Genomic DNA, 20085 nt, shown 5'->3' on the forward strand with positions numbered 1-20085 from the left:
ATGATTGCTTCTGACAGCGGCCGAATCGCGTGCAGACCTCGTGTTCGCGCACGAGATGAGGAAAAGCAATGATCAACCCGGCATCACGTCCTCGACGCGGAACAATTCTTCGCGCCCACCGATCAGCCAAGATAGGAGCGAGCGCAGCCGCATTGGCTCTCGCCGCGAGCCTCGCGTCGTGCGCGGGCTCTCCGACTGCGCAGCCGCCCACGGCGATCGAGGAGGAATGCTCCATCCCGCTGGAGCCCGGTGTCCACGAGGTGGCCTTGACATCCGGCGGCGGATCGCGGCCATTCCTGCTCTACGTGCCGACGTCCTATGACGGTCACACACCCGTCCCCGTCGTGATCAATGGCCATGGCAGTACCAGTGACGGCAGCGAGCAACTCGCATACAGCGCCATGATGCCGATCGCGGACTCACATGGCTTCGCCATCGCGGCGCCCACTGGCGCCGTCGAGTTCACCCGCGGATTCATCTGGAACTTCCCGGGCTTCCCGTTGTACGGCGGGACGAGCCTCGCTCCGGAGGGCACGCCCGACGACGATCTCATGATTCGCGACTTGATCGCCGCGTTGCCGCTGGCGATCTGCGCCGACGAGGCCCGTGTGTACGCCACCGGGTTCTCCGCGGGTGGCCGAATGGCCTCCCGGCTCGCCTGCGAGGACGCCGACCTGATTGCGGCCATCGGCGCGGTCGGTGGGCTGCGGGCAGGCCCCGAGCCTGACGCGACAGACTGCCACCCCTCCCGACCCGTGCCGGTGATCGCGTTCCACGGTGATGCCGACCCCGTCAACAAGTTCGAGGGAGGTACCGGCACCTCGACGAACTTCGGCTACGGCGTTGAGGATGCCGTAGCACAGTGGGCCCTCATCAACGAATGCGATTCGACCCCGACGCGCACGGCCGTCACCGCGACCGTCGATCTCAGCGCGTACTCAGATTGCTCGGACGGTAGCGAGGTGGCGTTCTACACCGTGGAAGGTGGCGGACACACCTGGCCCGGAAGCGGCTTCCTGCTCCCCGCGGACCAGTTCGGCGAGACCGACCAGTCGATCAACGCGAGCGAGTTGATGTGGGAGTTCTTCTCTCGGCATCGACTCCCCGCGAGCTGAGCTGAATGAGGTGTCTTGGCCCGTCCCCGAAGCCAACACGGGCCAAGACACCTCTTCCGCGTCGCTCTCGCGCGCGGGGCTTTATCCGAGGCGATGAGCAGTCTGCGTACAGTCAGGCCTTCGCCTGACCCCAGGGCGTGTTGAGGTGCGATTGGGAATCGCGCTCGTTGTTGAGTGGCCCACCGACGGCGATATACCGCGGGCCAGCGATCAGGAGCTCCTCGGCGGGGAACTTGGTGATGACCTCACAGCCGTCCGCTGTGACGACCACTTCCTCCTCGATGCGCGCCGCTCCCCAACCGTCCGCAGCGGGCCAGTAGGTCTCGAGTGCGAAGACCATCCCTTCCTTCAACTCCTCGGGGTGGTCGAAGGAGGTCAGTCGCGAGAAGATCGGCTTCTCCCAGATCGACAAACCGACGCCGTGGCCGTACTGGAGGGCGAAGGCAGCTTCTTCATTTTCGAAGCCGAACTCCTGCGCGGTCGGCCAGACAGCGCAGATATCAGCCGTGGTCGCGCCAGGACGCACCAGCGCGATCGCCCGGTCCATGTACTCGCGTGCGCGCGTGTAGGCGTCCTTCTGAGCACGTGACGCCGACCCGACGGCGAACGTCCGGTAATAGCAGGTTCGGTAGCCGTTCCAGCTGTGCAAGATGTCGAAGAAGGCCGGGTCGCCGGGGCGGATGAGCCGATCGCTGAAAACGTGGGGATGAGGCGAGCAGCGCTCGCCAGAGATCGCGTTGACGCCCTCGACATACTCGGATCCGAGATCGTAGAGCGTCTTGGCCACAAGCCCGACAGCCTCGTTCTCCCGGACGCCCGGGCGCAAGAACCGATAGAGCTCCTCATATGCCGAATCCACCATGGACGCGGCCTGCGTCAGAAGGCGGATCTCGTCGTGCGTCTTTATCCGGCGTGCCTCCAAGAACACCTGCTGACCGTCCACGACCTGGATCCCCGCCCTCTGCAGAGCGAACAGGACGGGAAGTTCGATGACGTCGACGCCCAAGGGCTGGTTTGCAACACCGAACTTCTCCAGCTCCCGCTTGATCTTGCGTGCGACTTCGTCCGCGATTCCGGCATCGACCGGGAACGCGCCGCGCAGCGTGGAGATTCCCGCACGAGCGCCCGACTCAAGCCGAGGCCGCTTCGTACCCTCGTGGGGAGCGTGCGGATCGGCGTCCATCTCTGATGAAGTAACGTCCAGCCAAGGGTTGTACAGCGCGTGGTGTTTAGCAGCGGACCCGAAGTCCCAGGAGATGGGATCGGTGTTGCGAGTTAACAAGCTGAAGCGGATCAGCTTGTCCATCGCCCAGGTACCGATGTGGGTAGACGTCATGTAGCGGATGTTCGAGAAGTCGAAGGCCAAGACGGCTCCGAGCTCCGAAGCCTGCAGCTGCTCCTTGAGGCGACCAAGTCGCTCGTCTCGGAGTCGATCGAAGTCGACCCGCGCTTCCCAGTCGACGCCGTTCGTCCCCGTGGTTCCGGTGCTCTTCATGTCACTCCCTTGTATGGGAGCACGTGACGCCCCCTCGCACGTTAAGTGTAACTACACATTGTGCACCGAGGCTACTGTCAAGACTCGCGCCCCAGACGTCGGACCCGACGATTCCGAAACACGTCGCGTTCACGATGATCTCGTCCGACCGAGTTCGGCGATCACCGACCAGTCAAGACCGGCGAGGGCAGGATCAGCTAGCGCGGTCTCGAACTGCGTGCGCAGTACCGGCGCGGTCGGCAAGCTCACCCGCCGCTCCGCGGCGAGCTGCTCCGCGAGCGTCAAGTCCTTCAGCCCGAGGGCAACGGTGAAGCCAGGCGGGTCGTACCGCCTGTCGGCGATGATGCGGCCATACACCTGATGGATCGGGCCGCCGAAGAAAGTGGAGGTGAATAGATCCACGAAGTCCGATCCGTCGACCCCCTCCGCCTCCACAAGCGCGATGCCTTCACCCATCGACTCGAGTGCGTGAAGCAGCATGAAGTTCATTGCGACCTTCACGGCGTTGGCCTGTCGCGGTGACTCCCCGAGAACCCAACGCCGAACACTGGCGGCCGCGAGCAGCGGGTCGACTTCTTCGACGGCCTCGCGCGGCCCCGCGACGAGGATGTTGAGTCCACCCTTCGCTGCCACCTCGGGCCGTCCCAGGACGGGAGCAGCGACGTACTTCACATCCGCGTCAGAGAATCGGCGCGTGAGGAGATCCGCCATTTGCGCGCTCACGGAGGCCATGTTCACGTGCACCCTGCGTCGACCCGCGACCCCGATGTTCTCACGGCTCAAGACGGCGTCAGCAGCTGAGTCATCGGCCAGCATCGAAAAGGAGATCGGCGCCGCAAGGGCTTCCGCCGCAGACTCGGCTCGAGTCATTCCTGCCGCGAGCAGCTCACTCTCCGCAGCAGTGCGGCTCCGGTTCCACACGGTGACCGAAGACCCCGCCTCTGCCATCCGGATCGAAATGGCCGCTCCCATGCGACCCAGCCCCAAGAAACCGATCTGATTCATAACAATTCCCGCCTTTCGCGGTATTACACCGCAGCAATCGCGTCGATCTCGATCGTCGCGCCGTTGAAGAGCGACTCAACGCCGATAACCGTGCTCGCGGATGGTTCCGGCGTGGCGACGATCGCGTTGCGCGTTTCGCGCCATGTTGCGAGCTTCTCCTGGTCGAGCCCGACGATGTAGACGTTGACGCGCACGAGGTTCTGGTACGTCGCCCCTGCCGAGCGGAGTGCGCGCGCCAGCTCTGCGTAGGTGAGTTCGATGGCACGCACGAAATCGTTGGGAACGGAGCCATCCTCCTCGAAGCCGACCTGCCCCGAGACGAACACGAGGTTTCTCGCCGCTACCCGCGCGCTGTCAGAGATCCCGGGAATCACCGGCGCCGGGACTCTGGTAATACGTTGCGAAGACAATAGATTCTCCTGGTTCTCGTGACGAGTGGAGCGGCTTCGGGGGGCGGCTGACATCGCCGGGCCGATGGCTACGAGCCTGCTGGTGCACTCACCGTCGCGTCGGGCGTCATGCCCTAGTCGTCACGTCCGTACACCCTGTGGAAGTGCGAGGTTGTGGTCGTGGGAAGCTCCGACGTGCCGTTGAGGACGTGCCAGCGCCGGTTGTGGTACACCAACGGTGTGGGCTCGCCGGCGTCGCCGTCGGGGTGGGGTTTGGCTTCGATCGCCTCGACGATGAGAACGGTCGAGCCGTGGACATCGATGCGTTGCATGACGCGGCCGCGAAGCCATGTCGCGCCGGGATAGTAGGGTTCCCCCGTCGGCAGACGTCCCCACTCGATCTCGTCTCCGAACCTCGCAGCACCGCTGCGTGAGCCGAGCTTCGCGAGCGCGACATGATCAGACGCCAAGAGGTGCACAACGACGGTTTCAGCCTTGCGGATGGTGGGAGTACTCGACGAGATCGCCGAGGCCGAGAACATCAGGGTGGGCGGGTCGATCGAGATCGATGCCACCGAGCTGACCGTCATCGCGACCGGCCCCTCCCCCGCGTCCGCCGTGACAACGGCGACACCCGCCGGGTGCGATCGGAACGCGAATCGGAACTGCTCAGCCGAGATGCGCGGTTCTGACTGCATCGAATTCCTCCGTGCCTGTTGTCATCGTCGACAGGGGGTTGTTCATACGATGGGCAGCACGAATCGTGCGTCGTCCTCGCGTCCCAGGAGGATCTTCCCGTACGCCTCGTATCCGCTGGCCGCGAGGGTGTGCCCGTGCCGGGCAGCGGTGGCCTGATCACGCCAGATCCGCTGCAACGGCGAGACCTCTGCGAACCCGCTCGAGCCGTGAGCCGTCACGAGTTCATTGATCACATTGGTGACCGTCTCCACCACCCACGCTGCCTTGGCACGCATCTCGATGCGCGTCGCATAGGGCGCGTAAGTGCCGTCCACGGTTGCGGCGTAGATCTCGTCGGCGACTTGCTGCGCGACCGACTCCGCAGCGCTCAGATTCACGCTGGCCTTCGCGATGACGGTCTGAAAGATCGCCGAGTCGGCCTGCTTCTCGTAGCCGGTGTAGGCGATCGCCTTGCCCTCCGCCTTCGAGATGACGAAATCGAGTGCCGCCCGCCCCATGCCCAGGTGGGGACCGACCAGCTTCATAAACAGCGAGGGGACGAAAACGGTCTGGTACGTGGCCTCGGAGTTGCTACCGAGGTAGCCTCCCTCGACAGCCGCCGTCAGGGGAAAGACCCGGTGCGCGGGCACGAAGACGTCCTGCGCGACCTGTGTGACGCTCGCCGTGGACTTCATCCCGGCGACAAACCAGTTGTCCTCATAGCTCAGCTCGGCAGTGGGAATCAGCGCCAAGCCCGCATCCACGATGTCCCCGGCCTCATTCTTGAGCGGGATACCCAGCAAGGACCACGTTGCATGCATGCTGCCGGTGCCGTACGCCCACCTACCCGTCACACGGTAGCCGCCGTCGACCAACACCGCCTCGGAAGTCGTCGCCAGCACGATCGAGATGAGCGCATCTACACCACCCTCGCCACCCCAGACATCAGCCTGAGCCCGGTCGTCCATCAAACTCACAACCCAGGCTCCCGAGTCCAGGATCCCATCCACCCAACCCAGGCTTCCATCGCCCCGGCCGATCGCGCGTGCAACAGCGTTCGCCTCCCGCGTGTTGGCAGCAAGACCACCAAACCTCTCAGGTACAGACACAGTGAACGCACCAGTAGCGACAACCGCCGCGAACACCTCCTCGTCGATGCGTCGCGCCTGATCACCGCCCTGACCACTCGCGATCAAACGCGGACGAATCGCATCGATACGGTCAATGATCGCCGAGATCTCCGGCCGGATACCAGCATCAACCATGTCAACCCACTTTCCATCGCAGCGCGATCGATGTTGTTAACCAAAACATGACAGAGCGCGCTCTCTATGTCAATCTATACTGAACGTCTTGCCGCTTCCGCGGGGAACCGAGCGTGCGTGGCGCCTGCGCATCTGAAGACGCGACGCCCTTCGGGGGAACCTCATCTCAGTGTCGGCTCGATGTGCCGATACATTCCCCGCCAAGGGGCGGCCTCTTCGAAGCGGGCGCACGCGGACATCAGCAGATCGTCTTCGAACCGCGGTGCGATCAGCTGAATACCGAAGGGCAGTCCCTCGATGAGCCCGCCCGGCAGGGATGCCGCAGGATGGCCGGTGAAGTTGGTAAGGAACGTGAGGCACCAGCCGATGAGCGGATCCACGGCGCGGCCTTCGATTTCCGAAGGCCCCACCGTCTCACCATCTGCGCGATTGAGCACGGGAAGCGCACCGACGGTCGGCGAGGCGATGAGGTCCACGGAGTCGAAAATGCCCTCGATGTCGTCCAGCACCGCAGTCCGCATCGTCTGGTCCGCGTGGAGCGATGCCGGGCCGGCCGCCGCCGCGACCTCCATCCACCGCGTCACCGGTTCCGGAAGCTGCGGGCGCATGTCGAGCCCGAATTCGCCGAAGGCGGTCACCGTAGCGAGGTTCCCTGCGCTGATCATCCGGCTCCACAAGTCGCTCAGTTCTCGCAGCGGATGCGACAGTTCCACGTCGAGCGGCACGATGATCGCCCCCTGCTCTTCGAACGCGCGCAAGGATGACTCGACAGCCGCGACGATTCGACGATCGACCGAGAAAATCCCGAAGTCGCTCGTGAAGCCGATCCGCTTTCCAGCGATCTTCCCCTCGAGCGCCGCGGACCACGCGACCCGTTCGCGCAGCGAGAAGGGATCCCGCCGGTCTCTTCCACTGAGAGCATCGAGCGCGAGCGCGGCGTCGGCGACAGTCCGCGTGATCGGCCCCTCGTACACGAATGGCGCCGTCGCGGCGAAGGCGTTGGGCCGGATGACCATGGGCACTCGACCGAATGTCGGCTGGAATCCGAACGTGCCACTCCAGGCGGAAGGAATCCGGATCGATCCGCCTCCATCCGTTCCATCTGCGATCGGCAAGACGCCCGCAGCGACCAGAGCCGCACTGCCACCCGACGAGCCCCCACTGTTGCGATCAAGGCTGAACGGATTCCTGGTCGCCCCGAAGACCGCGTTGTCACAGGTGCCCCGGAAACCGAGGGCCGGGCTGTTTGTCGCCCCCACCATGATCGCTCCGGCGGCCTCCATCCGTTGCGGATACAACGACCGGTCCGAGGCGACGAAGGTGCCTTTGAGCAGGGCACCGCCGAACGTTGCGGGCCATCCGGGATAGGTGTTATAGAGGTCCTTCATCACGGTCGGGACACCCGCAAGAAGCCCGACGTCCTCGCCGGCATCGAGCCGCCGCTGCACGCTCCGCGCCGACCTCAGCGCACCGTCAGGATCGATGTGTGCGAAGGCGTTGAGGTGCGGCTCAGATATCTCGACGCGAGCGAGAGTCGATTCGACGACTTCGGTGACGCTGAGCGCGCGGGAAGCGATCGCGAGTGAGATCTCGCTCGCCGACATATCCGAGAGATCCGACATCGTTGCCTCCGCTTCGCTCTCACCGCATTGTCCGGTGTCGGTACATTAGCAATCGATTGCTAGGGCATACAACCCCCAAAAGTGTTCAGTAGGGGTCTTGACGCGTGCTCGATGTTCAATGAGTATGAACGTTACGCAGCTTCTTGATGGCTGGAACAGCAACCTGCGTCCAGGCGGATGAGAACGACGGCCGGTATGGCAATCGCACCAAAGGAGGAGCGACGATGGGAACGACGTTGTCAGTACACCAGGCGACGCTCCCTGGGCTGGTCGCACTGCGCGCGTGGGTTGATGAGGTCGCTGCGCTGACCCGGCCCGCTCGTGTGCACTGGGTCGATGGTTCGCGGGCGGAGAACGACGCGCTGCTGCGTGAGATGGTCGACGAGGGCAAGCTCATCAAGCTCAACCCCGAGTGGCGCCCGGGCTCCTACCTGGCACGGTCGCATCCCAGTGATGTCGCTCGCACCGAGGGGCGCACGTTCATCGCGTCCGAGCGTGAGGAGGATGCCGGCCCGACGAACAATTGGGTAGCGCCGGACGAGATCCGCGCGACGATCACGCCGCTGTTCGAGGGTTCGATGGTCGGCCGCACGATGTACGTCGTGCCGTTCTCGATGGGCCCCGTCGGCGGGCCGCTCTCGCACATCGGTGTGCAGGTCACCGACAGTGCCTACGCCGTCACCTCGATCGGCATCATGACGCGCGTGGGCACCGCCGTGCTGCGCGAGATCGCCGGCGGCGCCGCCTGGGTCAAGACCGTGCACACGGTCGGCGCGCCGCTGCAGCCGGGCCAGGCCGACGTGGCGTGGCCCTGCAACGACGAGAAGTACATCGTGCATTTCCCCGACACCCTCGAGGTCTGGTCGTACGGGTCGGGCTACGGCGGCAACGCGATCCTCGCGAAGAAGTGCTTCGCCCTGCGCATCGCCTCGGTGATCGGCCGCGACGAGGGCTGGCTCGCCGAGCACATGCTGCTCATCCGCGTGATCGACCCCGCGGGACGCGCCTACCATCTCGCCGCGGCCTTCCCCTCGGCGTGTGGCAAGACGAACCTCGCGATGCTCCGCCCGACGATCCCCGGCTGGCGCGTCGAGACCCTCGGCGACGACATCGCGTGGCTGCGTCCGGGTGAGGACGGCCGCCTGTGGGCGATCAACCCCGAGGCGGGGTTCTTCGGCGTCGCGCCGGGCACCGGCGCCTCGACCAACGTGACCGCGGTCGAGACGCTCTGGGGCAACACGATCTTCACGAACGTCGCGCTGCGCCCCGACGGCGACGTCTGGTGGGAAGGCCTGACCGACGAGCCGCCGGCAGAGCTCACCGACTGGCAGGGCAACCCCTGGACACCGGCATCCGGTCGCCCCGCCGCCCACCCGAACTCGCGCTTCACCGTCGCCGCCGCGCAGTGCCCGCAGATCGCCGACGACTGGGATGCCCCACAGGGCGTGCCGCTCGACGCCATCCTCTTCGGCGGGCGCCGCGCCACCAACGTGCCGCTCGTCGTCGAGGCGACCGACTGGACCCACGGCGTCTTCATGGGCTCGAACGTCTCGTCCGAACGCACCGCGGCCGCCGAGGGCACCGTCGGCGAACTGCGCCGCGACCCGTTCGCCATGCTGCCGTTCTGCGGCTACAACATGGCCGACTACTTCGCCCACTGGCTGAAAGTCGGGCACAAGCTGCGGTTCGATCGCGCGCCCCGCGTGTTCCAGGTCAACTGGTTCCGCAAGGGCACGGACGGACGCTTCCTGTGGCCCGGCTTCGGCGACAACTCGCGCGTGATCGACTGGATCATCCGCCGCATCGAGGGCGAGGTCGGCGCGATCGACAGCCCCATCGGCCGCCTCCCGCACACCGAGGACCTCAACCTCGGGGGCACCGACGTGACCCAGACCGACCTCGACGAGCTGTTCGCCGTCGACCCGCAGCTCTGGCTGCAAGAGGCCGACCTCACCGAGGAGTTCTACCGCACCTTCGAGGGACGCGTCCCCGCCCCCCTCTGGGCCGAACTCGCCGCCCTGCGGTACCGCCTGCAACGCAACACGAGTTCCACCGCTCCGACCGCGCAGCGCGCTTCCGACGGCAACAAAGAAGTTTTCGACGACAACAATGAAAGGGCAGCAATCATGCAGCAGACAGTCGAGACAGTATCGGCCGATCAGTTCAAGCGTGCCTTCCGCAACCATCCGGCGGGAGTCGCCGTCGTTTCCGCCAGCGTCGACGGAGACCGCGCGGCACTCACCGTCAGCTCCCTCTCATCGTTGAGCGCGGAGCCTCCCCTCCTCGTCTTCTCCGTCTCGGACATGTCATCCAGTACCCCCGTGGTGCTTGCCGCGAAGACCGTCGTGGTGCACATGCTCGACGCGAACTGCGCGTGGCTGGCCAAACTCGGTGCCGAGCGCGGTGCGGATCGATTCAGCGACGCGAACCGGTGGGCTATCTTCCCCGAGGGCGAACCGTTCTTCGTCGATGCGCCTGTGGTCATTCGCGCCCGCGTCGTCGATCACGTGCGTGCGGGCTCCTCAACCCTCTGCATCGTCGAGGCGATCGAGATCGTCGACCGTGACGCAGCCGAGTCAGACAGCGGGCGGCCTCTCGTGTACCACAACCGCACCTGGCACGAACTCGGTCCGGGCTCGACGCTGACCTGCTGATCGGGACGCACCCCCCCCCACGAAGAAGGACCGTGCTGACGATCGATTCGTCAGCACGGTCCTTCCCTATGTTTGTGGAACGCGTCGCCGATCTAATATGCGAGATGCGTCGCGGAAGCCTACGGTGCGATCCGTACCGCGGCGATCGCACTGACCTCGAAGCGCAGGTCCTCGGGGACCAGCCGAGCGATCTCGACTGTCGTGGTGGTGGTGAGGTGTGGGAGCTGTTCCTTCGTCACCGCTTCGACGATGCGGTTGTTGTTCGCAATGTCTTTCACGTACTTCGTCATGGAAACGACATCAGCAAGCGTCCCCCCGGCCTGATTGAGCACACGTTCCAGATTTCGGTAGGCCCGTCTGACTTCTGCGTCCATCGTCATTGAGGAATCTTCCTTGGTCGCCGGCCCCAGCACACCGGAGACGAAGACGAGTTCATGAGAGCCGGTGACCCTGACGGCCGGTATGAAGGGCAGCCCCGGGATTCCGTAGAGTTCCTCTGTGGAACCGACCGCCAGGATGTGGTCTCTGCCGCTGGATGAACGCATTGTTTTCCTTTCCATGCATGCCTCACGTCGGCATGTGGGGTGAACGAGGTTGAACATCGGGACGGTCCCGACGCCATGTGCTCTGCTTACGCAGGGGAGGGCGCGGTCGATCCGCGCATCATCAAAGTGACCGGCAGCGTGACCGTCTCCGGAGTTTGCGGTGTGCCTGAAAGCCAGTCCAGGAGCAATCGCGCGGCGCGCGCTCCCATCGCGGCCGCGGGCACGCGGACCGTAGACAGAGGCGGACAGAAGTCCTCGGCGAACTGAACGTCGTTGAACCCGATCACCGAGATGTCCCGTGGGCAGTCGACTCCCATCTGCCTCATCGCACGGAGAATACCCACCGCAATCACGTCGGTGCTCGCGACGACGCCCGTGACCCGGCGTTCGCCGCTGGAGAGCACCGACAGCATCGCGGTGCGCCCCGCCTCGATCGACAACGCTTCGGCGACGACGATGCTACCTTCCACCCCATCCAAGGAACGGACAGCCGTCTCGAATGCCGCCGCGCGCGCCGAGCTGGTCGAGATGTTCATCGGGCCGGCGACGTGAAGCAAGTTCCGGTGCCCAAGCTCATGCAGCGCCTCCACCGCGGCTGTGATGCCGCTCGCATCGTTGCCTGTGACCAGCGGGTACGGGACCGGTCCGGCGTCGCGGTTCAGCAGGACGACCTTGACGCCGGCTTGGTAGAGATCAGCGATCGGAGATTGCTCCCTCAGACCCGACGCCACTATCAGGCCGTCGACGCGCCGGTCCAAGAGCGAGTCGAGCGCGCCGCGCTCTCCCGCCTCGAATCCGTCGGTGTTGGCGATGAGGGTGGAGTAACCCCGGGGCTGCAGTTCGGCTTCGATGCCCCTGACGATAGGTGGGAATAGGGGGTTAGTGATGTCGGGAATCACGACGCCGACCGTCATCGAGCTGTTCGTGCGGAGACCGCGAGCGAGCGCATTCGGGACGTAGCCGAGCTGTTGCGCCGATCGAACGATCCGCTCGACGGTGTCAGCGTTGACCAAGGCCCGAGTGCCAGGATTCAGCGCACGAGATGCTGTGCCCGGATGAACGCCCGCAAGCTCGGCGACATCGGCGATCGTCGCCCGCCGCCCCGTGTTCACGTTGTATCTCCCTGTCGCGGCCCGGGTCAGGCGCCCTCACTGCCGCCCGCAGTGTAGCAGGTGCTGCCACGCGAGGGAGGCGTCTGCCGGGGCCGGACAGTCAAGTCGTCAGATACTCTCGTGAGAGGTCCGGCAGTCCTCGACGGAGCGTAGACCGCGCGAACTCCTCAAAGTCGTCCAGCCATCTCTCGAGTAATTCGAACGTGGCCTGATCGGTGAGCTCGCCATCTTTGGTGAATTTCTCGGCGGCGTCATCCACGTAGACTTCGGGCCGACCCATGACCTCAAGATCCGAGTAGAGCGCTATCTTCCGCAGATCCATCTGGGCCCGGTTCGTGCCCATCATGCTGATCGACGCGCCGACGATTCCCAGTGGCTTGTGACGAAGCGTGTTCTTGGGTGGGACAGGCAGTGTCTGCCAATCGAAGAAGTTCTTGAGCAGCGCGGGCACGGAATAGCAGTACTCGGGCGTAGCGATGATAATGCCGTCAGCCTTCGTGATCTGATCATGCACATGTCGCACGGCATCAGGAACGTCGCCGTAGGCGGCGTCGACGGACGCGAACGGGAGATCGGCCAGCCCATCAACGATGGTGATGTCGATCTTGCCCCGCCGCTCGGCCAGCGACACCAACGCACGAAGAAGACCGGTGTTGACGGAACCGGCACGCTGGCTACCAGATACCGCAGCGATCCGAAGTCGGTCCAGTGAATCTGCCATCATTAACCACTTTCATCTTGAGCAGGTGCCCCATCCCCTGAACTGCCAGCCCGGCACAGCGTCAGAGAACGGGGCGGTGGAGACCAACGCCGAGTCGGCGTTGGTGCGGCCAGATTTCACCGGGTGCGGCCGTAGGTGCGGTGGTGCCAAACGACGAACTCGTGGCCGATCAGCGATGCTCTCGGCCGCCGTGCACAAGGGGTGACACGTCACAAAGTGGGAGCTATCGACTGCGTCTCGATTCCCAGAAGCTCGCGGCCGAAGACCTCGTTACCCACTCTGAGGGAGAGGCCGGCGTGTCGGCTGGCGACGGCGGCGTTTCGCCAGACCCGCTCGAGCGGATTGGATTGCGAGAACGTCGACGTGCCATGCGCGCTTGCCAGCGTGTCGACGGCGTCCCAACACGCTTGCGCGATATATGCACAGTCCGCTCGATTCTTCGTCTTTTCCTCGCTGGTGGGCAGCCGGGCTTCCGCGACAATCCGGTCCATGTCGTCCGCCACGGCGAGCATTCTCAGGCGCGCGGTTTCCGCGATCTGCGCAGCCCGCCCCACCTCCACCTGAAAGGCCGCGGATTCCGCCTGGCTGCGGTACATCGTCGTGACGATCGGACGACTGGCCGCCTTCTCAAGTACCAGCTCAAGGGCGTACCCCAGCTCGCCGACGAGCGTGCTGACGACGCCCACGTTCAGAACCGAGTAGATGTGCGACCGATAGATGCCCTTGCAGGCAGAGGCGTCATAGGCGCTCCAGCGCAGGATGCGGTGCTCCGGAACGTAGACATCGTTCACCACAGCAGTCGAGCTGGCGGTGGCACGCATGCCAGTGACGAACCACGTGTCGTCGACCACGATCTCCTCGCGCGGCACGAGGAAGAATCCGAGCTGCGCACCGGGCCCGAGTGAGCCGCCAACCGGCGCCGTCACGAACACCCAATCTGCTGTCGTCACTCCCGACATGTAGGGCCAACGTCCGGTCAGCTTCATCCCACCCGGGGCGACCTCCGTGCGCCCAGCGGGAGCAAGGACACCCGCGCCTCGCACGTGGGGACCACCGGCCCACACCTCGGCCTGCGCTCGCTCGCTGAAGAGCGACATCACAAATGATCCCGCGTTACTGACACCGGCGAGCCAACCGGCTGCCGCGTCGCCTTCGCCGAGGGCGATGGCGACTTCGACCGCGGTTCGGAAAGATGTCTCCGGTCCACCGAACGCACGGGGGGTCCAGAGCGACATCAGTCCGGCATCCGTCATCGCATCGACATCGTCAGCGTCGAGCTGCCGATTGCTGTCCGCCGTTGCCGCATGTGCTCGCAGCCGCTCCCGCAGACTGCGAGCGTTCGCGATCACAGAATCGGTCGCGCCTGTCGGCGTCAGCCCCGCTGTCACATCGATCGTCACGTCGCCACCTTTCATCGCTGTCGGTCCCGCTTCCGTGGGTGACCGATCTCGGATGCCGGTCAATCTACACAATCGATTGCAAACCATCAATAGCCGAATCTCCCGGTGTGGATGCGATCGCCCCAACCCCGCCTCGCCCGTCCCTCGACGCCGAGCTCAACTATGACAGGAGGAGGGAAACAATCGATTGCGGTCTGGGAGCAGCAGATCTAGCATGCTGCTAAACCCCGTCGGCGGCGTGGGTGCCGGCAAAGGGAGGACCATCATGACGCGACGCACGATTCTCAAGGACGCTTACCTCTTGACCATGGACGAACGTCTGGGTCAGCGCACGGGCGACATCCTCATCGAAGACGGCGTCATCGCCGACGTCGCCGACTCCATACGCATCGCTGACGCGGAGCTCGTGAACCTCGCCGGGGCCATCGTGATGCCCGGCATGATCGATACCCATATTCATCTGTGGCAGTCGGCGATCCGCGGCCTCGCGTCCGAGACATGGGGCCGCGAGTACTTCGGGCTGGTGCATCCGCTCTCCGGTCGCTACCGTCCCGCGGACATGTATGCGTCAACCTTGGGCGGGGCGATCGAGCTGCTCCACTCAGGTACGACCACCGTGTTCGATTTCTGCCATGCGACCAACTCGCCACAGCACGCCGAAGCGTCGCTGCGCGCCCTCGACGACTCGGGCATCAGAGGCATCTTCGGGTTCTGCTTCCGCCACCGACCCGAAGCCGGTATCACTGGCTTCACGACCTTTGACGAAAGGCATCAGGTACTGGAGAAGCTGGTCGCCGAGTGGTCAGAGCACGAGCGGGTGTCTCTCGGCGTCGCGCTGAACAACATCGATCACGTCTCGCCGGAGGTCCACACCCGTGAGGTCGAGTCGGCACGACGGCTGGGCCTGCGCCAGAGCATCCACTCCAATCTGCCAGGGCAGGTTTCTCTCAGCGCAGGGGCGGGCCTGCTGGGCGAGGACATCAGCTGGGTGCATGCGGGTCCGATCGACGATGATGAGATCGACCTCCTCGTGGAGAGCGGCGGTTCGATCGCCTTCACCCCCGAGATCGAAGCGGCAATGATGGGGATCGCTCCCCGAGTTGGAGCCGCCCGCCGTCGCGGCGTACCTGTTTCGATCGGGACCGATGTGCCTTCGGCACTCAACGGCAGCCTTCTCACGCAGCTCCGGATCGCTCGAGCTGTCATTCACGCGGTGGATGGTCAGACAGAGCGCGCGCAGAATCGTTCGGGCACCCGCACCGCAAGGCACCCCAGCTTCGACACGATGGATCTTCTGCGGCTCGCGACGATCGACGGCGCCCGTGTCCTCGGGATGGCCGACACGATCGGAAGCATCTCCGTGGGCAAAGCGGCCGATCTTCTCGTCATCGACACCGCGCCCTTCGGCCTGGCAGCCGGTTCGGCGGCGGATTTCGTCGTCTACCAATCCACGGCCCGCAACTTGGCCGCTGTGTACGTCGGCGGCGAGGCGGTCGTCAGCGAGGGCCGCCACACGCGCGCGGACCTGCCGCGGGTGCGACAGCAACTCGATGAGACAAGGGATTGGGTGCTCGGGCGGTCCGCGGACAGCGAATGGCCGGAGATCGACGAGGAGACGCGAGCGCGCTACGAGGCTGGCCAGGGCAAGGCGTCTTGACTGCACACCTGGCGGCGTTGGCGCCGCTCGCGCCGGACCACCATGAGGCCTTCTCAGATCATCGACGCATCGCTCAGCACGTGCCAGGAACGATTGTGGTAGACGAGTGGCCCCACGCCGGACGCATCTGACGATGATTCCGCAGAGGAGTTGGTTTCGATCGCCTTGACGACGTGGATCACAGCGTTCCCTGCCTCAACGCGGTGCACGACCTCACCCCGGATCCACGTTCCACCGTCAGGGAAGACCGGCTCCCCCGTCGGAAGTCGACGCCACTTCGTAGGGTCCTGGAACCGGTCGACCCCCGTGGTCGCGCCCAGTTGAGCGAGCCACAACTGCTCGGCATTCAGCAGGTGCACAACCACGCTCGTCGCTCTGCGAAGCGCCGCAGTGCTTGACGACTGCGCCGACGCAGAGAATGCCATCAGCGGGGGCGACGCACTGATGGACGTGAGCGAACTCACGGTCATAGCGATGGGATCCCCGCCGGGGTCCGCCGTGACGACGGCGACGCCGGCGGGATGGCTGCGGAAAGCCGCTCTGAAGGCGTCAGCGGTAAGGACATCGCTGCCCGGTTCCGTCACCTCAAGCACTTCGATGTGGCCAGTAGGATGCATCTTGGTGTTCCTCTTTCTCCGTCGACGGGTCGAGTGCCGGATGGCTCTCACCCCGCTACCCCGATCCGCGTGTGGGCGCCCGGGGTGTTCACTCATTGTCTACATGTTCTGTGTTACTTAAACACTCGGAAGATGTTTCGGGCCGATTTCGCGTGGCGAGCTGCGCGGTCGCGTGGGTCCGCGGAAAGGACGCGGCGTGTCACCCCGAATACGGACCTGGGGATCAATGACCGCGCTAGTGTGGGGGAATCCCTTTCGAGACGCGGAGTAGGTAGGTATGTCGACGGCGAACGAGATCGGTGCCCGCCTGCGGCGTCAGCGTCAATCACGGGGCCTGAGCCTTCGCGCAGTCGCTCAAGAGCTCAAGGTTTCGGCGAGTCTGATCTCGCAGGTCGAAACAGGCAAGACGCAGCCGTCGGTAGCGACGCTGTACTCTCTTGCCACGTTGCTGTCGATATCTGTCGATGAGCTGCTCGGTCTGGAGCCGGCTGGCACGGCTCCCTCGCGATTGCCGATGGGGTCCGTCGTGCAGCGGGCCTCCGAGAACCCTGTCATCGAGATGGAGAACGGCGTCCGGTGGGAGAAACTCGCCATGGGTCCAGGCGGTCCCGCTGACGTTCTCCTTGTCACCTATCAGCCGGGGGCGGCCAGCTCCATCGAAGGACGGCTGATGCGCCACGTAGGTCTCGAGTACGCGTATCTGTTGGAAGGCTCCCTCACATTGCAGGTGGAGTTCGACACCTACGAGCTCAACGCCGGCGATTCATGGCATTTCGATTCGTCGAGGCCGCACATGGCCTCTAATCACGGAGCCACACCCGCGATAGGAATCTGGTTCGTGGTGGGGCGCCATGGTGACTCCCTGCCGAACCCACAAGAGCCTCCTGTTTCCTCCCGCCAGTCGGCTCGTTCCACTGTCGACGTGCTGCGACGACTCGACGCGCTCGACGTTCTGGAGGAATGACCGGCAATCGTGCGATGACCGACAAAGCGTAGAGCCGGGGCGTAAACACACCCCGGCTCTGCTGCGCTCACATATGCGCGCGATATCGAACTGCTCGAATCAGCTGATCCGCCACCCGCGGTCGACGTTCAGGCTGTGCGCCGAGACGCCCTTGTTGAAGAGAAGGAACTTCGTAGCGTCCACGATGTCCTCCGTTGTCGCAAGCTCTCCACCCGGCGTCCGGGAGCGATAGCCCTCGAGAACCTCACTGGGCTTCGCGGCCCAGAAGGGGCTGTCCCCGATGATTCCGGGGTGTAGGGAGTTCACGCGGATCGGCGCGAGTTCCAGCGCCATCGTATTCATCAGCCCGTCCACGCCACCGTTGATGGTAGAGACCGTTGCGGAGCCCGGGTAAGGAGCGTCCTTCGCGCGCCCGCCGAAGAGGACGATCCCCGTGGCCACGCTGGGCTCAAGCCGATCCAGGAGCGAGTGAACCGTCTCGGTGTAGCCGATCAGCTTCATCGTGACGACGTGTCGTGCGCGAGTGATGTCGAAGTCCCTCACGGTGCTCACGTCACGCTCGACCGCACCCAGCACGACGCCGTCAAGCCCTCCGACATCCTTCAGCTGCTCAGCGATGCCCTCCGGCTCGGCGACGTCGAGCGCGATGCCCCGTGTGCGCCCACCAACGGTCGCCGCAACCTGCTCAGCAGACTCAAGCGAGCGACTCGTCAGGATCACCTCGTCGCCGGAGTTCGCCAAGTCGTTCGCCAGCGCGAGGCCGATTCCACTCGAACCGCCGACGATCAGGATCCTTCTTGCAGCCATGATGTTCTCCAATGAACGGTCGATTAGACCCGTTAGTGTTCAGCCCCAACGACTGACGTACAGTAATACTAAACTATGAACACTCTTGCGACGGCGAGCCCGCGGTCGCGCACGAAGTCAGAATCTCGAATCTCACATGTTTCGTGCATCGACCGCGGGCGTTGTCGGCGCCAAGCGGGCTCCGCGGTGCTTCGCCAGAGTCAGAGCAGGAGCGTGCCATCGTTCTTGGGCGCGCGCGACGCATCGATCGCACGAAGGTTGACCTCGGTGACCGAGTTGCCGCTCTCCGCAACCCACGAGGTGTAGCGCCGCTTGATCTCCTGGTCGTGTCCAGGGATGATGCGGCTCGTCTCACCCTTGAGCTCGTCCCTGAAGGTCTTGTAGAGGTTGATCAGATTGAACGAATTTCCCTGGCCGTATCCCGGAACCCACATGGTCTCGACGTTCTCGTAGAGGTAGACGATGTCCCCCGCGATCACGTATGGGCCGTTCTGCGTCTCGACCTTGAACCACTGGGAGCCGAACGTGTGTGAGTCGCGGGCGAGCCGTGCGGTCACGCCGGGAAGAAGCTCCTGGTCGCCCTTGACGAACCTGATCCTGCCGTCCGCGATGCCTTTCGCTGCGCGGGTGAGATCCGTCGGGTCGAAGGAGGAGAAGATCCATGCGCGTTCCGCTTCGGAGGGGAGCTGGTTGGCGGTCTCGACCGCCTGAGACCATCCGACGTACTCGTCGAGCTGCACGTAGAGCTGGGCGTTGGGAAACGCCTCGAAGTTGCCCATGTGGTCGAAGTGCATGTGTGACACAAGGATCACCTCGATGTCCTCCGGGCGCAGATCAACTCGCGCGAGGACCTCCTCGGGACTCTCCCACTTGGTGAACGGAAAGCGATCCAGCCAGTAGTCGTTGCGGAAGCCGCAGTCCACCAGTGCGACGTGCTGCTTACCGCCCACCTCGCCGCCGATGATGAGGGTGTACAGCATCGAGGCACGTTGGGCCCCCTCGTTGCTGTGCATGATGACGCCCCCCATGAAGTCGCCGGGCACATCTCCTTGACAGAACTCGAGTGAATAGATCGAGTAGTCGGTCTTACGTTCGCTCATGACGGGCCAGTCTTTCTGGAGTGGTTGAAGTTGCGGAGAAGGCGTAAGCTACGCTGCTCACAGTGTGCAGCAAGAGTACACGCCCCGTTCGTCTGGGCGCAACGGTTCTCGAATACCCGACAGATCTGGCTCGACTGCACAACGAGAGGCACGGCATCACGCCGCGCAGGTGGCCGCGTCTTATCAAGACAGTGTCGCCAGTCCGGGTTGGCAGCCGACCGCGCTGCGTTCGCGCTGTTCTGCTCGACCCATCAGGGATGTGGTGCGTCGGAGCGTGTTACAGGGTCGCTGCAACGAATGGCCCAGACGTGGCCCGCTGCACGTGTGCTGCCATGAGCGCCTCAGCCAGCGGGCCGTCTCCAGCCGCTATAGCGGCACGGATCTCGTGATGATCCTGCCAGAGCCGCCTGGGGCCGGGCGCGATCGCAGCCGTGTTGATCCACTCGGAGCGACTGCTGAGCACGTGCACGAACGCGCCCAGAATGGCGTTGCCGCACGCCGAAGCCACCGCATCGTGGAACCGCGAGTTCAATCTGTGCTGCTCACTAGTCTCCCCGTGGTCCAGCGCTCTATCCCCTTCGGCGAGGATCGCATCGATCAGCGCAAGATCTGCGGGCGTATGGTGAAGCGCCGCCTCCCGGGCGGCCGGAGGCTCGAGGATGTTCCGGGCAGCCCGAACTTCGCGCACCACCTCTTCGGTGAGTAGCTGCACCCGAGGCGAGCCGTACAGCTTGAGGTCGACCATCCCCTCGGCGGCGAGAACGCGGAGAGCCTCCCGAACGGGAACCCTCGAGGTGCCGAATCTCATGGCAAGCGATGGTTCGGTCACCCGCGATCCCGGCGCCAATTCACCGGAGATGATCAGGTCGCGGATCGCATCGACCAGTGCCCTGCCCCTCAGACCCGGATTACCCAAAAGCATCCCTTCCCCTCGAGCAT

Annotated in this window: 18 protein-coding genes and 1 pseudogene; 5 read left to right on the forward strand and 14 right to left on the reverse strand. The window is 64.5% G+C overall.

The features are described 5' to 3' along the window. The first annotated feature begins 68 nt into the window (after positions 1–68). Complete coding sequence (locus tag MRBLWS13_RS09380) at positions 69–1115, forward strand: PHB depolymerase family esterase (RefSeq protein WP_349428772.1); 1047 nt, start codon at positions 69–71, stop codon at positions 1113–1115. A gap of 112 nt (positions 1116–1227) precedes the next feature. Here the strand turns inward: MRBLWS13_RS09380 and MRBLWS13_RS09385 are convergent, their stop codons facing one another. The 6 genes from MRBLWS13_RS09385 to MRBLWS13_RS09410 form a co-directional block, all read right to left on the reverse strand. Then, complete coding sequence (locus MRBLWS13_RS09385) at positions 1228–2610, reverse strand: Xaa-Pro peptidase family protein (protein WP_349428773.1); 1383 nt, start codon at positions 2608–2610, stop codon at positions 1228–1230. A 129-nt stretch (positions 2611–2739) separates the two neighbouring features. After that, positions 2740–3615: an NAD(P)-dependent oxidoreductase gene (locus MRBLWS13_RS09390; RefSeq protein WP_349428774.1), complete on the reverse strand. Its 876-nt coding sequence runs from the start codon at positions 3613–3615 to the stop codon at positions 2740–2742. A gap of 23 nt (positions 3616–3638) precedes the next feature. Continuing rightward, positions 3639–3989 (reverse strand): RidA family protein, encoded by a 351-nt coding sequence (locus MRBLWS13_RS09395; RefSeq protein WP_349428776.1) that lies wholly within the window; start codon positions 3987–3989, stop codon positions 3639–3641. A gap of 149 nt (positions 3990–4138) precedes the next feature. Then, positions 4139–4702, reverse strand: coding sequence for a flavin reductase family protein (locus tag MRBLWS13_RS09400; protein ID WP_349428777.1), 564 nt, complete (start codon positions 4700–4702; stop codon positions 4139–4141). 42 nt (positions 4703–4744) lie between these two features. Next, positions 4745–5947, reverse strand: a complete 1203-nt coding sequence (locus MRBLWS13_RS09405) for an acyl-CoA dehydrogenase family protein (protein ID WP_349428778.1) — start codon at positions 5945–5947, stop codon at positions 4745–4747. Positions 5948–6108: 161 nt separating this feature from the next. Beyond that, positions 6109–7569 carry an amidase gene (locus MRBLWS13_RS09410; protein ID WP_349428779.1) on the reverse strand — a complete coding sequence of 487 codons (1461 nt, stop codon included), beginning with the start codon at positions 7567–7569 and terminating at the stop codon, positions 6109–6111. 224 nt (positions 7570–7793) lie between these two features. On the opposite strand from MRBLWS13_RS09410, the pseudogene MRBLWS13_RS09415 reads away from it, so the two are divergent. Together MRBLWS13_RS09415 and MRBLWS13_RS09420 are read left to right on the forward strand one after the other, a co-directional pair. Beyond that, positions 7794–9608: pseudogene (locus MRBLWS13_RS09415) on the forward strand (phosphoenolpyruvate carboxykinase (GTP)); the annotation flags it as partial. Positions 9609–9695: 87 nt separating this feature from the next. Further along, complete coding sequence (locus MRBLWS13_RS09420) at positions 9696–10223, forward strand: flavin reductase family protein (RefSeq protein ID WP_349429030.1); 528 nt, start codon at positions 9696–9698, stop codon at positions 10221–10223. A 119-nt stretch (positions 10224–10342) separates the two neighbouring features. On the opposite strand, the gene MRBLWS13_RS09425 is transcribed toward MRBLWS13_RS09420, so the two are convergent. From MRBLWS13_RS09425 to MRBLWS13_RS09440, 4 genes are all read right to left on the reverse strand, one after another. Further along, positions 10343–10768, reverse strand: a complete 426-nt coding sequence (locus MRBLWS13_RS09425) for a Rid family hydrolase (protein ID WP_349428781.1) — start codon at positions 10766–10768, stop codon at positions 10343–10345. Between the two features lie 86 nt (positions 10769–10854). Continuing rightward, positions 10855–11880 carry a LacI family DNA-binding transcriptional regulator gene (locus MRBLWS13_RS09430; RefSeq protein ID WP_349428782.1) on the reverse strand — a complete coding sequence of 342 codons (1026 nt, stop codon included), beginning with the start codon at positions 11878–11880 and terminating at the stop codon, positions 10855–10857. A 100-nt stretch (positions 11881–11980) separates the two neighbouring features. Further along, entirely contained in the window at positions 11981–12601 is a 621-nt protein-coding gene (locus MRBLWS13_RS09435; protein ID WP_349428783.1) for an NAD(P)H-dependent oxidoreductase, read from the reverse strand. Positions 12602–12810: 209 nt separating this feature from the next. After that, positions 12811–14001, reverse strand: coding sequence for an acyl-CoA dehydrogenase family protein (locus MRBLWS13_RS09440; RefSeq protein ID WP_349428784.1), 1191 nt, complete (start codon positions 13999–14001; stop codon positions 12811–12813). A gap of 214 nt (positions 14002–14215) precedes the next feature. Between MRBLWS13_RS09440 and MRBLWS13_RS09445 the strand changes: the two genes are divergently transcribed. Beyond that, the gene (locus tag MRBLWS13_RS09445) at positions 14216–15658 is read left to right on the forward strand and encodes an amidohydrolase family protein (protein ID WP_349428785.1); all 1443 of its coding nucleotides are present in this window, start codon (positions 14216–14218) and stop codon (positions 15656–15658) included. Between the two features lie 53 nt (positions 15659–15711). Here MRBLWS13_RS09445 and MRBLWS13_RS09450 read toward each other — a convergent pair whose 3' ends face one another. Continuing rightward, positions 15712–16275 carry a flavin reductase family protein gene (locus tag MRBLWS13_RS09450; protein ID WP_349428786.1) on the reverse strand — a complete coding sequence of 188 codons (564 nt, stop codon included), beginning with the start codon at positions 16273–16275 and terminating at the stop codon, positions 15712–15714. Between the two features lie 277 nt (positions 16276–16552). Between MRBLWS13_RS09450 and MRBLWS13_RS09455 the strand changes: the two genes are divergently transcribed. Beyond that, on the forward strand, positions 16553–17239 hold the full coding sequence (locus tag MRBLWS13_RS09455) for a helix-turn-helix domain-containing protein (RefSeq protein ID WP_349428787.1): 687 nt from the start codon (positions 16553–16555) through the stop codon (positions 17237–17239). A 99-nt stretch (positions 17240–17338) separates the two neighbouring features. Here MRBLWS13_RS09455 and MRBLWS13_RS09460 read toward each other — a convergent pair whose 3' ends face one another. From MRBLWS13_RS09460 to MRBLWS13_RS09470, 3 genes are all read right to left on the reverse strand, one after another. Continuing rightward, positions 17339–18046 (reverse strand): SDR family NAD(P)-dependent oxidoreductase, encoded by a 708-nt coding sequence (locus tag MRBLWS13_RS09460; protein ID WP_349428788.1) that lies wholly within the window; start codon positions 18044–18046, stop codon positions 17339–17341. A 200-nt stretch (positions 18047–18246) separates the two neighbouring features. Continuing rightward, a complete protein-coding gene (locus tag MRBLWS13_RS09465; RefSeq protein ID WP_349428789.1) occupies positions 18247–19146 on the reverse strand; it encodes an N-acyl homoserine lactonase family protein in 900 nt (299 codons plus the stop codon). 277 nt (positions 19147–19423) lie between these two features. After that, on the reverse strand, positions 19424–20068 hold the full coding sequence (locus MRBLWS13_RS09470; RefSeq protein ID WP_349428790.1) for a GntR family transcriptional regulator: 645 nt from the start codon (positions 20066–20068) through the stop codon (positions 19424–19426). Positions 20069–20085: the final 17 nt, after the last annotated feature.

It is taken from the genome of Microbacterium sp. LWS13-1.2, assembly GCF_040144835.1.
Taxonomy (GTDB): domain Bacteria; phylum Actinomycetota; class Actinomycetes; order Actinomycetales; family Microbacteriaceae; genus Microbacterium.

Coding starts and splice junctions, on each gene's coding strand:
- MRBLWS13_RS09400 (WP_349428777.1), bottom strand. CDS start 4,702: ATGCAGTCAGAACCGCGCATCTCGGCTGAGCAGTTCCGATTCGCGTTC.
- MRBLWS13_RS09385 (WP_349428773.1), bottom strand. CDS start 2,610: ATGAAGAGCACCGGAACCACGGGGACGAACGGCGTCGACTGGGAAGCG.
- MRBLWS13_RS09465 (WP_349428789.1), bottom strand. CDS start 19,146: ATGAGCGAACGTAAGACCGACTACTCGATCTATTCACTCGAGTTCTGT.
- MRBLWS13_RS09410 (WP_349428779.1), bottom strand. CDS start 7,569: ATGTCGGATCTCTCGGATATGTCGGCGAGCGAGATCTCACTCGCGATC.
- MRBLWS13_RS09455 (WP_349428787.1), top strand. CDS start 16,553: ATGTCGACGGCGAACGAGATCGGTGCCCGCCTGCGGCGTCAGCGTCAA.
- MRBLWS13_RS09460 (WP_349428788.1), bottom strand. CDS start 18,046: ATGGCTGCAAGAAGGATCCTGATCGTCGGCGGTTCGAGTGGAATCGGC.
- MRBLWS13_RS09450 (WP_349428786.1), bottom strand. CDS start 16,275: ATGCATCCTACTGGCCACATCGAAGTGCTTGAGGTGACGGAACCGGGC.
- MRBLWS13_RS09445 (WP_349428785.1), top strand. CDS start 14,216: ATGCTGCTAAACCCCGTCGGCGGCGTGGGTGCCGGCAAAGGGAGGACC.
- MRBLWS13_RS09435 (WP_349428783.1), bottom strand. CDS start 12,601: ATGGCAGATTCACTGGACCGACTTCGGATCGCTGCGGTATCTGGTAGC.
- MRBLWS13_RS09420 (WP_349429030.1), top strand. CDS start 9,696: ATGCAGCAGACAGTCGAGACAGTATCGGCCGATCAGTTCAAGCGTGCC.
- MRBLWS13_RS09470 (WP_349428790.1), bottom strand. CDS start 20,068: ATGCTTTTGGGTAATCCGGGTCTGAGGGGCAGGGCACTGGTCGATGCG.
- MRBLWS13_RS09380 (WP_349428772.1), top strand. CDS start 69: ATGATCAACCCGGCATCACGTCCTCGACGCGGAACAATTCTTCGCGCC.
- MRBLWS13_RS09425 (WP_349428781.1), bottom strand. CDS start 10,768: ATGCGTTCATCCAGCGGCAGAGACCACATCCTGGCGGTCGGTTCCACA.
- MRBLWS13_RS09390 (WP_349428774.1), bottom strand. CDS start 3,615: ATGAATCAGATCGGTTTCTTGGGGCTGGGTCGCATGGGAGCGGCCATT.
- MRBLWS13_RS09405 (WP_349428778.1), bottom strand. CDS start 5,947: ATGGTTGATGCTGGTATCCGGCCGGAGATCTCGGCGATCATTGACCGT.